The organism is Paenibacillus qinlingensis (assembly GCF_013204845.1).
Lineage (GTDB): Bacteria > Bacillota > Bacilli > Paenibacillales > NBRC-103111 > Paenibacillus_E > Paenibacillus_E qinlingensis.
Map to the genome: position 1 here is coordinate 83,576 of NZ_JABMKY010000009.1, position 15,197 is coordinate 98,772.

Annotated in this window: 8 protein-coding genes; all 8 read right to left on the reverse strand. The window is 44.9% G+C overall.

Features of this window, described 5'->3' with window-relative positions:
• Positions 1-98: 98 nt before the first annotated feature.
• Positions 99-2,333, reverse strand: a complete 2,235-nt coding sequence (locus HQN88_RS17965; protein ID WP_173114934.1) for a helix-turn-helix domain-containing protein — start codon at positions 2,331-2,333, stop codon at positions 99-101.
• A 160-nt stretch (positions 2,334-2,493) separates the two neighbouring features.
• Positions 2,494-6,717 (reverse strand): glycoside hydrolase family 9 protein, encoded by a 4,224-nt coding sequence (locus tag HQN88_RS17970; protein ID WP_173114937.1) that lies wholly within the window; start codon positions 6,715-6,717, stop codon positions 2,494-2,496.
• A gap of 60 nt (positions 6,718-6,777) precedes the next feature.
• Positions 6,778-6,903 carry a hypothetical protein gene (locus tag HQN88_RS38120; RefSeq protein WP_274318762.1) on the reverse strand — a complete coding sequence of 42 codons (126 nt, stop codon included), beginning with the start codon at positions 6,901-6,903 and terminating at the stop codon, positions 6,778-6,780.
• Between the two features lie 510 nt (positions 6,904-7,413).
• On the reverse strand, positions 7,414-8,766 hold the full coding sequence (locus HQN88_RS17975; RefSeq protein ID WP_173114940.1) for a hypothetical protein: 1,353 nt from the start codon (positions 8,764-8,766) through the stop codon (positions 7,414-7,416).
• A gap of 22 nt (positions 8,767-8,788) precedes the next feature.
• On the reverse strand, positions 8,789-10,363 hold the full coding sequence (locus tag HQN88_RS17980) for an ABC transporter substrate-binding protein (protein WP_173114943.1): 1,575 nt from the start codon (positions 10,361-10,363) through the stop codon (positions 8,789-8,791).
• Between the two features lie 78 nt (positions 10,364-10,441).
• A complete protein-coding gene (locus tag HQN88_RS17985) occupies positions 10,442-11,353 on the reverse strand; it encodes a carbohydrate ABC transporter permease (protein ID WP_173114946.1) in 912 nt (303 codons plus the stop codon).
• Between the two features lie 24 nt (positions 11,354-11,377).
• Positions 11,378-12,352: an ABC transporter permease gene (locus HQN88_RS17990; protein ID WP_274318761.1), complete on the reverse strand. Its 975-nt coding sequence runs from the start codon at positions 12,350-12,352 to the stop codon at positions 11,378-11,380.
• 1,124 nt (positions 12,353-13,476) lie between these two features.
• The gene (locus tag HQN88_RS17995) at positions 13,477-15,177 is read right to left on the reverse strand and encodes a sensor histidine kinase (RefSeq protein ID WP_173114949.1); all 1,701 of its coding nucleotides are present in this window, start codon (positions 15,175-15,177) and stop codon (positions 13,477-13,479) included.
• Between the last annotated feature and the right edge of the window lie 20 nt (positions 15,178-15,197).

Here is a 15,197-nt window from a genome sequence, read left to right on the forward strand (position 1 = left end):
ATTCTATTCGCAATTTACATGTTTCCAAAGGCTAGCCAAAAGGTAAAACCAGACTAACTTACCAATTATCTGTGATAAACCAAAAAGAAAAAGCCCTGCTACGACGGGCTTTTTCCATGATTTTTGCGATACTCTCCCGGTGTTGTACCTACGACTTTTTTAAATGCTCGTATATACGAAATATCGTGAATGTATCCAACGGCATTGGCAATTTCCTGCAAGGAAAGAGAGGACGTTACCAATAGACGTTGACTATTCTCAATACGAATTCGAACCAAATAGTCCACCAGCTTCTCGCCAAATGCTTCCTTGAATAAACGGCTCACATATTTGCCATTAAGACCAAACACATCGTAAAGATGATTCAGTGACATCTCGGCATTCGCATATTCCTTTTCGATATAGGCTTTAACATCACGTATTAATGCATAGTGACTACTGCGTTCCTGCAATTCTCTCACACGGAGTTCAAATTCCTCTAATAGTTGTCCTACTTGGGCTTCTAAATCTTCTGTCAAATCAAATGACTCACAGATCTGATTAATCCGGGGTAATACATCTGATTTCCAAACTACTTGAATTTCAGCTGGGAACTCCATGATTTCTCGATACACGTGATGACTTAAGGAGTTAAGAAACTGTACAAGCTCACTTCTTGATAAGCGGTTCTCTCTAGCTTCTTGAAACATATTTGCAAGGATCTGGCGCCAAGGTTCTTCTCCTGTCCGAAAGGCTCGCGCAAAAATCTGAATAGTTTGCAGATGCCAAAACGCGCCATCTTGCACACCTCCTGGCACCTGATAGGAGATCACTCGATTCAATCCAAGGCTTGGCTTGTAGGACAAAGCAACAGTCGCTCCCGCGTAAGATTTGGCAATATCCTCAATATGGGCAACGGAAGGACCAACACCAATCGTCAAAGTAAAATCTAGGTTTGATTCCACCCATCCGCGAATACCTTCGCTCAAGTCGATTAGCCGAATCTCTAATTCTGACGCCTGTTCTTCTGATTGATATAACACTGTCAGGCGATGTTGTGCGGTCCACTCCGTCCATACGGTTAAAGGATGCGATTCAGCCATTTCTTTGACGACACTATTCACGACAAACTTCAGAAGAAATAAATCGCGATGATTATATACATCCACCATTGTTGTAAATTTATCTATCTCTAGGACAATAACACCGAGTGACAGGAATTGTGCAGGCAGATTCAGCCGCTCTAGTTCTTCATCCCATTCTGTCGGCTCAATTGGACGACTTCCTTCTAGCAACTCGACAAAGAAATGTCGCCTACGGAATATGGCGTCCTCCTCATGCATTTTCTGAAACGTGTTCGACTCTTCAATTAAATTATCCAGCGCTTGTTCAATGAACTTAAACTCATCCGGGACATGTTTAGACAGTTTCCCACTTTTCTGTACAGAGTACCGATTAATTTGATTTAGAATTTCTTCAATAGGCTTATAATTCTTACGCGTCACGAAAGCCATCCAAATCGTACCCGCGATCACAATAAGCAATCCCACAGCTACCCATATGTATGAAAAAACCGAAGCATATCGGAATATTCGTTCATCATGTACCCCGCCAGTGAACGTCCAACCTGTATATTCGGAAGTAATTTCGGATAAGATTGTCCCTGGAAGCTCCCCCTGCTTCTCACCCAGTAAGACATTCTCATTGAAATCCTTGATTCTGACAAAATTGACATTGGAACTTGTTAGTCCTTTGACCATTTGCTCTATGCTTGCCAAGCTTATATTCACGACAATAAGTCCCTGTCCACCAACCAGCAGCGGATATTTGCGAACTAACGAGACTACAGGAGTCGGAAAGTGTTCCGTATCCTGAAACTCCATATAATCGCGCTTTCCAGAGAGCTCATAAAGTGACGCAAGCTTCAGGCGTTGGGATACGAAGTCACGATCTCCAAACTTATCCAGAGAAATAAACGTATTTTTGCTCATAATCATCTGATCCATGTTACGGAATATATAAATAGAGTCGATAAACCCATTTGTTGAAATCATGTCCCTGACTTTTCTGGAAATTTCATAATGGTTGAAATAGGACAAGGATGGATCGTTTTCGAAAAAGGCCTTAAGCTTCGTATCCGATTCAATATCCTTTATCAATGCTTGATCGATTTCCTTCAGAGAATGGTCGATTAATTGGATAACATGGCGTGTAAACTGTTGATTCACATTCACGGTCTCGCGTTTGGTAAGCCCGGTAAGCAATAAGAAGGTAAGTAGAATTAAGATTGAGGTTAAAATAAAAAATATGGGAAAATAAGAAAATAATAGACGATAAAACCATTTTTTATGCATTATCTTCTCCTTTCCTCCCTACATGATAATCGTTGATTAGGTTGGATATGGAAAAACAATATCACCTTCTAATTTTCATGTAAATAATTTCCTGTGAGCGGTTAGCATCGTGACAACAAAAAACTTCCAGTTAACTAAACTGGAAGTTTTTTGTATTTTATTATCTTGTTACCAATACATCATCAAAGATTGCCTTCGTATTCGCATACGTACGTGCCCCGATCTTCCCACTCGTAAAAGTAGTATCCACGGCACTGAATTGGAGCGCACCATCTTTATACACCGAGATATTGCTGCCGTTTAAAACGATTTTATACGTGTAGAACGTATCAGCAACAATACTTGGACCCGAGTAGCCCAATGTTGTTTTGACGCCACCGACCGATTTGATCAGCTCCATTTTTCGACTACTGGCATGATCATTATTTTTCAAGTAGAGCATGTAATAGTTATTGGCATCGGTATAGCGAACTAACAATCCTGCGTCTTTGTTCCCATTCGTGTTGTTCGTTACGTTGACTTTCGCTTCCAATGTGTAGTCGGTCCAAGTAGACTCACCAGCAATGGAGTAGCTGTTAGAACCGCCTGCTTGCCCGCTGTATTGCGAGGATTGCACCGACCAGGTACCGCTCGATGGTGTCCATCCTGTCGCAAGACCATTATTGAAATCACTAAGAAGTAGCTGTTGTGTAACACTTGGTCCCGTCTGAACAGCGCTGCTTACTGCATTGGAGGTCGTATCCGTCGTATGGAAATAGTACGAATGATTACCGACCGGCAGCTTCGTCGTATATTTGTAAGCTTTGCCATCACTATATGTTACATCAGCTGGATCAACAGCTACCATTTGACGAACAATACCATCCAAGATGAGCTCCATGGAGAATGGCTTCTCATTTTGCGCATCCGTGTAGGTAGTGTTGAACGTAAATTCTGTTGCTGCATCACCTGTAGCATGATCTACGCTGATCGCACTCAGAGTCGGAGCCGTTCCACTAGCTACGTTCGTAGCTTTGATCTCATCCATAAACATCTCACCATATCCAACACTCGTTTGGTTCAACCAGATGGATAACGTTACTTTCTTTTTGTTCACAGCGGGCGTTAACGTGTCTAGGTTATAGGCTAAGTCGGTCCATGTGGTCGGAACTGCAATATAGCCGCCAGTCAGGTTATAGGTGCGTGTGCCATCATTTAATTCGATTTTCATCTTCAGGTTAGCATAACTCGGGTTCTTAACCTTGAAGTTCAAATACCGATAACCAGACAAATCAACAAAATCGTGCCAAGGTTGGAATTTGGCATACGAATTAACGGCCGTCGGTGTTTGCGAGAATTTACCAACCGTTAATCCATCCAACGTTGTCTTCACGAAGGCTGCTGTTCCGCCATTTTGCGTATACCAGTTTACCCACTCGCCATTACCACCCACAGAACCCCAAATACCGCCGCCGCCAAAATCATCATAGATTAGAGGTGTTGAAGGATCTGGCAAAGGCGCTGCTACCGTGTAATGCGTTGAACTGTAACTTTGTTTGCCTGCCGCATCCGTCCCACGGATGTCCACTCGCTTATTCGCATAAGCAACTGACGCGCTTTCGTCAATCGTCGCTGCATACACGCCACCAGAAACGGACATCGGCAGGAATGTACCTGAAGTGCCTGTTGACGAATATTCAAGAGAACTCAATCCTGTTGTTGCACCGCTAAATACAGTTACATTCCCCCGCACATAATCACCGATGGTCGGAGATGTAATAGGGAGCACAGCTGGTGTTGAGCCGCCTGCAGAGCTAGCGGATGCATTCGCGCTGAGTCCCATTATCGTGTACAAGAGGCCAGCTTGAATACTGATACTAAACTCGTTATAACGCCATTGGTTCGTATCATCTTGGAACAGTGAACGATCTTCATACCACGGACTGACGCTTGTTTTATCCTTCGTATCCTTCATATTGGGTCCACTGACCATGGCGCCTGGGAACACCACTCCAGAACCAAGTTTAGAATTGGATCCTTCATCGAATCGTGTATGTGGGTAGGTGACAAAATCCGAACCAATCCCAGACACCCAGCTCATATTCCAAGGATTTTCCCCGAAAATCCAGTACATCCCCTTCTCGACCGCGCGCAGCGCAGCAGGATCTTGGAATAACTCGTAATAACGCATCATGTCGCCAAGATAAGACGCATGGGGTTCGTTCACACCGAAGTTCTTAAATTGGTTCAGCACGCTGTACGGTGTGTCATCCGTTGAAGATAAGAAATAATCAACTTGCTGTTTCAACAGCGACTGAATATGTGTTTTCGTTGTGGCATCTGCGACAGGATAGAACTCCGCCAAAGACATCGGCCTCATATCCCAATAATTCGTTGAAGCCAAATCGGAAAAGACGAGTGTGTTGATATTAGCGGTTGCAGCATTTTTGTAGGCTACGTTGTTCGTCAACAAATACAGCTCTACATCCGCGAGAAGCTTGGAATTCGGAATACCTCCACGCGTTGAGTAGGAACCAACTGGCCCGTTCGGATTCGCAACGACATAATTGTAAAAAGTAACCGCAGCCGCTTCACAATTGTTTGCGAAGGTTGTGAGCGCTGTGACCTTCGCTGGCGCGATGTCACCTTTGGTGATTGCTGTGCGGATCGCCCTTGCTGTCGCCGCAAGTGTTCCCGCTGCCTTAGCGGAACCTCCAACGCCTAAACCAGAAAGCTTGCGATCATCCGCTGTGCCGTTAATGTTATCCGTCGATTTACTCGGATGAACGAAGCTTGCGTTGTTCTTGAGATCATACATTTCACCGCCAAGTTGATTCGCGAATTTAACCAAATACTCGCTGCCAAATACGGCTTCATCAACAAGATCAGGAACACCATTGCTGTCATTATCGAACTTGGAACTAGCTGCGTCAGCATGCCTGATATAGGCTAGCGCAATTTCGCTGCCAACCCACTGATTACCGCCATATTTGCCGTAATCTCCGGCATCATACCAACTACCTGTCAAATCGTAGTGAGTTAAGCCATCAGCCGATTGCGCATCATCCAAATGACCCGCTGCATGATAAATATTAGCGGATGGTGCTACCGTGCTATATCCAGCAGGATAGGCATCGGAAGTTGCCACACTCGCCCGTAAGATTCGATAGAAGGCCGTCATTTCATCCTTGTAATTCGACCAAATGTTCGGTTGAATGGCGAAAGGGAAGGAGGAAATGCTATTGCTAACAACGGTATAATTCGTACCGCTAGCTGTGATGGATGAGAAATCGATCGAATATACGTGTTTATTCCAAAAGAAACCATCGTACGTCATATTGCCAGTAGCAACAACTGTTGCACCATTCTTCACAACATAAGATAGATCCGTTAGTGCAAGTTGTGCTGTTACTTTAGCGTTTTTGAAAGCACCTGCATTATACCCTGCTTGGCTGACAGTTACGTCGATGACTTGAGCTGTGTTCGTAACAACAGGTTGGTTCTGAACCGTCGTTGATACCTGATTCGACGTCAAATCCGTCGTTCGGAAATAATACGTATGGGAGCCCACGGGCAGCTTCGTGATGTAGTAATAATTTTTGCCATTGGAGTAAGTGGTATCTGCATTATCCTCTTCCCGCATATCGTAGAGGGTATCATCGACGACAAGCTGCATAGCAAATGGCTTCTCATTGTCTACATCTGTATATGTCGCTTTGAAAGTAAAGGATGTGTTCTGATTATAGCCACTCGCTGAATTAGCTGTCATGCTGCCTGTTAATGTAGGTGCGGTGCCCGTGTTGTCCGTAGATGCGAAAATGTCATCAATCAGCGTCTCACCGTACGTACCTCCAGATTGACGGAGCCAAATTTCAAGCCTAGCTGTTTTCTTGTTCAGAGCTGGAGTCAAGGCATTTAAATCAAATTGACTCGTCGTCCACGTTGTAGGAATGGCCACCCATCCAGCTGTTAAATTATAGTTGGTAGTTCCGTCACCAACCACAACTCGAATAAGCGAATTTGCATACCCAGGATTTTTCATGGTGACGTTCAAATAGCGATAGCCCGTCAAATCGACCGTCTCATTCATCGGCTGAAATTTCGCCCAGGACGAGCTTGATGTTGGCGTTTGCGTGAATAGACCGACTTGACGCGAGTCGACAGTTGTCTTTGAATATGTGCCGGTTCCACCTGCTTGGTTGAACCAGTTCATCCAATTCTGCTTGTAGAGACCACCGCCATTAAAATCGTCGTAGAGCAGCGGATTGTTCGGGCCAGGCAGCGGTGTTACAGCTGCTGAGGTTATACTTGGTGAAATCAACAGGGTGTTTAACGCGAGAATCAAACCTAGACAAATGCACCAAAATCTCCTTGACCTTCCTTTCATACGAGTGGTGCTAGACATTAACCATTCCTCCTGTGCATCCATATTTTAGAAATCGCTTACATTCCAATTATACGAAATCTAGGCTGATCGAACGATGATGTAATCTCCACATCTTGTGATCAATTCTGGGAGTTGGGCTAGTTTATCCAAAGTGACTGCTTCAGTTGCTTCTACTGTTGCTATTTCTGCTACTTTCGCTCCCATGACTACATCTACTCCTTCAGCAACTTCTACTACTTCTGCTACTTCTGCTACTTCTGCTACTTCTGCTACTACTGTTACTTCTTCTACTTCTTCTACTTCTTCTACTTCTTCTACTTCTGTTACTACTGTTACTTTCGCTCCTACGACTACATCTACTCCTTCTGCAACTTCAACTACTACTGCGGTTCCTGCCCCCCTTATGCATGCTGCGACACAAATTAACTGGAAATTGTACAGCTAATATTGAGCAATCTCCTCGAAAATTTGATTTAGATGTAAAATATGTAGCTAATCCTCACCCGTAGGCCCATTTCGGTGAAAATGAATGATATTAACTGTAGAATTTCCATCTAATCCTCAAATGAACAGAAAAACCTCAGAATTAACTGCAGGAAATCCATCTATTTATGCAAAGCAATGACGACATGCGCCTAATTGTCACGCTCCATCTGACAGGAACGAAAAAAGGAACCTCGCAAACGCGAGGCTCCTCTTCTTTCCTTCTGCTAGCTACAGCTTTTTCCGGAGCACTAACCGAATCGTTCTTTTTTCTCCGGTCAGATTGAAGCGCAGAAAGACTAATTCATCTTTAATCACTTTCAACTCCACATCTCTTGAGCAACTTTCGATTTCATAGTCACTTAGCTCGTCATCCCAATACGTTAGACCGAACGGCATCGGCTTCCAATTCCCGATCTCGTAAACGAGCTCGATGCGTTCACTCGTTTTCTCGTACGTCGTTATAAATAACGGTGGAATCTTCTCCTCAAATTCATCTTGCATATCCCACTGACCGACATAATTGCGGACAAGCCGCGGTTTACATTCCCCTTTGACGAATACCATCTGACACTGATTGTCATAGTAGAAGAACGTATCCGGCCAAGGCCCTGCAGCAACACCACCGAGCGTCATGGTATAGTCGTTGACTTCTGGCCGAATCGGCTTATCTTTAGTTAGCATATAGGACGGTGCAGTAATTGAGTTGCTTTCATGGTAGCTAGCGAGCGCCTTCGGCAAGGTTGTGAGTGTTACGCCACACTGTGCCACGTAGGCAAAGAATCGGTCGAGCATCCCTTCACAAGCTTCCACATGGGAAGCTGGAAACACTTGAAAGCGATCACTGAACTCCATTTCATGTGCCTCTTGCTGTTGTAGAAAGAACACCTGCTCATTGTGATCCGTATTGGCCAAATATTCGTCAAACAGCATTTGCCAATACGTAATCTCATCCCCCGTACATAGACCTGCACGCAGCACATCATTAGGGTCAGTCGAGTAAATAACAGGACTTCCTGTATGGTAGGACAAATGCAGATCCCGTGCTGTCCATTCACATGCCACGACTTTACCTTTGCCTGCATGTGGAATCTTATAGCGATGACTATCCACATACCAGGATCCCCAAGGGATCCCTTTATGTGTTATACCATCCCACCACACTTGCTCCCAGCAATAGCCCCACATGCCTTGAAAGTCCAGCTCCTCAAGCACTTCAATCACTTCATTGTAAATCTTTCCTCTCCCTGCAATCTTCGTTGTGGCCCAAGGAAAGGCTTCCTTCACAAGATTCCAATCGGCTTCCAGACGCGCTTTCAATGCATCCTTCGACATCCCCATATCTTCCATAAAGAAAGGGCATTGCAGAATGATATCGTCGCCATAAGCCTCATGCCACTGCCGAATTTGCTCCCCCAGTACGGGGATTGAACCTCGGTTGACGATCCATGTCACGGGTATCCCATGTGCATGGGCTAATCTTGCTGTTCGCTCCACACCTTCGACTGCGGTTCCATGTCCCCAAGGCGTATCGTAGTGGGAAGCATAGCTGACGAAGGTGTATATGAGGTTCTGGGGTTTCAACGTTAATCACCTCTAGCTCTTCCTATTTTTTGTTCTCTTTCCACCAGGCATCGATTTGCTTCTGAAGCTCTCCACTCACTTTTTCAAGTCCTGCTGCTTTCAGCTTCGTGTTACGCTCATCGATCAATTTCGAAGGATTCGGAACTGCCCCTGTACTACTGACTTTATATTCATTAACAATTGTCGTTAATTGAGCAATTTCATTCTTCACATTCGTGTCATCAAAAACAAATCCAATTAACGGGAAGCGTTTCGCATCATTGTTGAATTTTTTCCAGCTGTCATACAGATCGTCTGGTTGACCTGGTTTCATGTAGTTCAAGAATTGGTTACCCAGCACCCAGAATACTTGGCTATCATAACCGGAATCTTTGATCGGTTCGATACGATTTGGACCGACTTTCTTGTAGTGTTTGCCTTCAATACCATTAACAAGAAGATTGATTACGTAAGGATCCGTATGAAGGTAGTTAAGGACCATCATCGCTCTCTCTGGGTTTTTCGATGTTCTGGAAATCGACAACATGGAACCTGTTGCCAAATCCGTCGTTACGATTGGCTCCTCAATCACGCGGGAAACCCAGTCATACGCGCCGTTGTCGGCAATCTTTAACTCGATATCTGAACCAGGTTTCCATACCGTGGATTGCACCCAAATCTTACCTTGCTTGCGGATCTCCCCAATATTTGTCGTAACAGTAGCTGCATCCGCATTGGTGTAGCCTTTTTCATAGTATTTACGGTATGTTTCTGCATCGGACTTATTCAAATCAACAATATCTTGATCCAGCACAGTTTTGACCTTCATATCCGTTGACTTGTAATCCAAGAAGAACATCGGCATTTTAGCAGGAGTTGGCCCGATTGGACGATAATTCGATTTGGATTCATACATCATGAAGCTCGCGCCGTTTGAAGTCCCGCCAGCGACATAGTTATTGATGATGTCCGGATTGTCTTTTTTAATTTTTTCGAAATAAGGCTCCAAATCTTCTACTTTATTGATCTTATCGATCGGAATTTGATACTTGTCAATAATATCCTTACGGAACGTCCAGGCTTTCCCCTGTGTAATTTCTTTGTCCGTTGGAATCGCATACAACTTTCCTTTATAGCGTGGTGCTTCTAGATATAGCGGGTGAAGCATTTTTTTGGTTTCTGGCGCGAACTTATCGAGCAGCGTATCGAGATCCAAAAAGGCACCCTTCGTCACATTTGCTGAGAAATCCAGCCATGAAGCTGTGAAGACGAGATCCATTTTCTCACCCGTGTTCATCATCAACTCTGTTTTCTTCTTATAGTCGGCTGAAGCAATTGGCTGCAGGGAAACTGTTGTGTTAATTTTTTCTTTCAAATATTTATTCAATTCTTCCTGTACGAGTGCATCATCCTTCATCGGTTTGGCTTGATAAAGGAGAGAAACATCATAAGGCTCCAGTGTTGCTTTCGGACTTGCTGGAGCTGCTGAACTAGCAGCAGTCGCTGCTGGGCTTGCAGATGTACTTACTTTGTTATCACTGGAACACGCTGGCAGTACTGCGGTTAAACCTAGCGCTAGCGCCATTGGGGCTAGCATAACTGATTTTCTACGTTTCATTGTGGACCCTCCTGTATAGAATGTTATAGGAAACGACTGACGAAAGCGAGCAGCAATTCGCAGCCGGTATTACTGTGATCAACCTTTGACGGCACCGACCGTCAAGCCTTTGACGAAGTATTTTTGAAAGAACGGGTAAACAATCAATATGGGTCCCATAGCAATAAAAGCTAAAGCCATTTGTAGTGACTCATTGGGCAAATTCTTAAGCAACTCTGGATTCTGAGCGGCTATCGTCAGATTCTCGCGGATATACTGCACATCCTTCAGCACGCGCAACATGAGGAACTGTATGGGGTACATATGCTCCTTATTGATGAAGAGCAAAGCATTGAACCAATCGTTCCAATAATTAATCGTTGAGAATAAAGCCATCGTCGCGAGCACTGGAAGTGATAAGGGAAGTACAATACGTAAGAAGATCCGCAGCTCACCTGCTCCATCAATGCGCGCAGATTCGATTAATGCGGGATGAATCGTCGACTGGAAAAAGGTGCGCATAATAATCACATTGAACGGAACAATTAAGAGCGGTAGAATCAAGGCCATATACGAATCTTTCAGATGAAGCGTCTGGGTGTAGATCATATAACGACTCACTATTCCGCCATTAAATAACATCGTGAAGAATAGAAAGAAAGTAAACACGTTACGATAAGGATAATCCTTGCGAGATAAGGGATACGCGTATAAAGCCATCAGTAAGACGCTTAATAGGGTGCCTACGACGGTAATCCCAATAGAAACTTTGTAAGCATTTGCCATCGTCGTAAAATCTTTGAATACGGTCTCATATGCGATCAACGACCATTTCGAAGGAAAAAAACTGTATCCTTCATTAATCAAAGAATCATTATGTGTAACGGATACAATGATGACGAGAATGACAGGTAGTAGGCAGGCTAGCGATAATACGATAAAAATGACATTAAGTATCGTCTCAGCCAGTGGGGAAATTCGATTTTCCCTGCGATACGATTTGGAGACCATCCCATTCACTTCCTATCCAATCAATTAAAATAAAGCTTGATCCGAATTTATTCTACGGACCGCTCCATTCGTCAAAAATACCATAATGAAGCCTAGAACCGACTGTACCATAGCTGCTGCCGAAGACATGCCGATATCATTCAGTTGCGTCAAAACACGGTATACATACGTATCTACTGTATCGGTGGCTGGATATAAGACACCGGAATCCAACGGCACTTGGTAAAATAAGCCGAAATCTGAATTGAACACATGTCCCATATTCAGAATTGTAATGATAATGATAATTGGCATAATAGAAGGTAAAGTGATATGCAGCATCTGTTTCCACTTCGATGCCCCGTCAATGACTGCTGCTTCATAATACTCCGTATCAATGCCGGCGATCGCTGCGATGTAGATAACGGCACCGATACCTACGCCTTTCCACGCGCTGACTACTGTAAGTATGAATGGCCAGTATTCCTTCACCATGTACCAAGACACAGGTTCTTTGCCCAGCCATTCCAACACTGTGGAGTTAATGAAGCCATGAGTCGGGTGCAAGAACGCGTAGACGAGATAACTAATTACTATCATGGATAAAAAATGAGGCATAATCAGGAAGGTCTGATAACTCTTGACCGCTATTCGACTCCGGAGCTCATTGAGTGCCAGGGCAATAGCCACGGATAAAATCAAATTCACAATCATAAACGTCATGCTGTAGCCTACTGTATTTCGTACAATTCGCCACAGGGATCCATTATTGAATAGAAACGAGAAATTATCGAAGCCAATCCAAGGACTCCCCCAAATACCATCGACATAGTTGATTTTCTTGAAGGCAATGAATAGCCCGAACATCGGTAAATAATTATTAAGCAATAGCACGAGGGCTGCAGGCACTAACATCAATGTCAGTGTTCTGAATTGCCAGAAGTTACGCCAAAACTTAACTCCCTTTGCGCGATATCGCGTCTGCCCTGCCTGTCGTGCAGGTGCGGCTGTCTCTCTCACTGCGTCCACTCCTTTCTCTGTTAAATCAAGTATAGTACACAGAAATATCCTTTTCGATGATGTATCCGCATAAGAACGTGATGAATACTCAGCAAGTACATCCATGGAATAATCACCACTGCGGCATGTAAAATATCACAGCGCCGCGCCCCCGGGCACGCTGCCCAACCTGAGAATAGGCGGTGTGCACCGCCGTTCGACCGGGATACTCCCCTTGCGCACAATATTTGTGCGCTAGCGTGCGACGGCCGACCAGGACACTTCCCTTGCGCACAATATTTGTGCGCTAGCGTGCGACGGTCGACCGCGATTCTCCCCTTGCGCACAATATTTGTGCGCTAGCGCGCGACGGTCGACCAGGATACTCCCCTTGCGCACACTATTTGTGCGCTAGCGTGCGATGGTCGACCGCGATACTTCCCTTGCGCACACTATTTGTGCGCTAGCGTGCGATGGTCGACCGCGATACTTCCCTTGCGCACAGTATTTGTGCGCTAGCGTGCGATGGTCGACCGCGATACTCCCCTTGCGCACAGTATTTGTGCGCTAGCGTACGACGGTCGACCGCGATACTTCCCTTGCGCACAATATTTGTGCGCTAGCGTGCGACGGCCGACCAGGACACTTCCCTTGCGCACACTATTTGTGCGCTAGCGTGCGACGGTCGACCTAGACACTTCCCTTGCGCACACTATTTGTGCGCTAGCGTGCGACGGCCGACCCGGATACTCCCCTTGCGCACACTATTTGTGCGCTAGCGTGCGATGGTCGACCGCGATACTCCCCTTACGCACAGTATTTGTGCGCTAGCGTGCGACGGTCGACCGCGATACTTCTCTTGCGCACAATATTTGTGCGCTAGCGTGCGATGGTCGACCGCGATACTCCCCTTGCGCACAGTATTTGTGCGCTAGCGTGCGACGGTCGACCGGGACACTTCCCTTGCGCACACTATTTGTGCGCTAGCGTGCGACGGTCGACCGGGATACTCCCCTTGCGCACACTATTTGTGCGCTAGCGTGCGATGGTCGACCAGATACTTCTCTAGCGCAGAAAGGAATTCTGTTCTGCATTGTTCTTTTAAACAAAAAAAATCCGGCCTTAGGCCGGATCAGGATCTCACTTTATCCACTTGGATGAATCGGGATCGTAATGGTAGCAATGAGACCGCCACCATCCCTTGGACGGTAGCTTAATCCATACGAATCCCCATAATGCAGCTGTATGCGTTGGTGAACATTGCGAATGCCATAGCCTTTGTCGTCCAATTCCCCGCTGACAATCATGCGAAGCTTATCGAGATTCACCGGAATGAATCCATTGTCTTCAACTAGGATATGAATCTCATCATCTATGCGTTTCAATCGAACCCACAAATGGCCTTCGCCATCCATACTCTGAATGCCATGGAATATCGCGTTCTCCACAAGCGGTTGAATGATGACCTTGGGCATTTTGAAAGAATCCAGATCTTCATCAATGTCCCAGAACACTTCGAAATTACCTGGATAACGCTTCATTTGAAGGCGAATATAGGCACGAACATGCTCCAGTTCTTCACTGATCGGAATCATGCTCTTCCCTTTGCTTAACCCAATGCGCAGCAGCTTCGATAAGTCTTTGACCATGCCGCCAACATCGTGATTGCCGCTTTCTAACGCATACCAGTAGATCGAATCTAACGTATTGTAAAGCAGATGAGGCGTAATTTGAGAATGGAGCGTGTTCAACTCCTGTTCTTTCTGTTTGATTTTCATACCATAATTTTCTTCAATGGATTCATTCAGCCTGCCCGTCATACGAATAAACGCCGTGTACAAAACGCCGAACTCATCCGATCGTGACCGCGATGACGGATCTCCAAAGTTAAAAGGCCTGCCCAGCTCATACACCCGCGTAAATGTGACTAACCGAGCCAATGGTTTAATGATATTACGAAGCAAATACAAAACGAACAGCAAAACTAAAACTAAATAGATGGCAAGCATCACCATAATTAACTGTTGAAAGCTCGTTTGTTTACCCATTATTGAATCCAATGGAATCTTATAGATTAATCGTGTATTAAAGTTAAACTCATAGGAGAAGGCGTAGAGATATTTATGATTATTGGACTCCGAATAATAATAACCATTTGATTTATTACGAAGCGCTTCTGGTAACTCGGATAACTCCATCTCTGCCGAACCCGACTTCAAGAGTAGTTCGTCCCGGTCATCGTATAAAAAGACTCCTGCATGATCCGGAAGTTGTACCGAAACGAGATTTTTGGTCAATAAAACCTCCACTTTAGAAACAGCAAGAAAACCAATTAATTCGTCATATTTTTCTGGATTCAAAATACTTCGTGTAAACGTTACCGTTGGCTGTCCTGAACTCGACTTGGCTAGTCGAAGACTTCCAGCTCCTTTCTCTTCTTGGGTTTGTAAAGCCCATTCCGGATAAGCACTGCTGCTATCCAGATAAATAAGCCCTTGCTTTTTATAAAGAGCATTGACTGGAAAAGGTTGATTTCCTCGATTCCCCATATATAGTGCGTACTCCGTGCCATCCGATGACCAGCGATCCAGGATCGTATCCGCTTCACTTAAAGCATTAATCGTCTCGATATGAGTCCAGAAGGCAAATTGTTTGGGGTTGCTGAAAAAATGATTATCCAAAAAAGTTACCGTTTTATCCCGGACCGAATACAACGTATTTTCAATCGTGGCGTGATTCTGCTTCACGAGCTGAAGCATCGTCTTCCCAACCTCATCCTTAATCGTAGCGGAAGTTCGAGAGAAGGAGATCCAGCCAACTATCAGAAACGGCCCGATGATGAACAAACAGAATGCCACAATGACTT

Bases quoted from the DNA above. Each gene is read 5' to 3' on its own strand.
- HQN88_RS38120 (WP_274318762.1), bottom strand. From the start codon at position 6,903: ATGGGAGCGAAAGTAGCAGAAATAGCAACAGTAGAAGCAACTGAAGCA.
- HQN88_RS17965 (WP_173114934.1), bottom strand. From the start codon at position 2,333: ATGCATAAAAAATGGTTTTATCGTCTATTATTTTCTTATTTTCCCATA.
- HQN88_RS17980 (WP_173114943.1), bottom strand. From the start codon at position 10,363: ATGAAACGTAGAAAATCAGTTATGCTAGCCCCAATGGCGCTAGCGCTA.
- HQN88_RS17985 (WP_173114946.1), bottom strand. From the start codon at position 11,353: ATGGTCTCCAAATCGTATCGCAGGGAAAATCGAATTTCCCCACTGGCT.
- HQN88_RS17970 (WP_173114937.1), bottom strand. From the start codon at position 6,717: ATGTCTAGCACCACTCGTATGAAAGGAAGGTCAAGGAGATTTTGGTGC.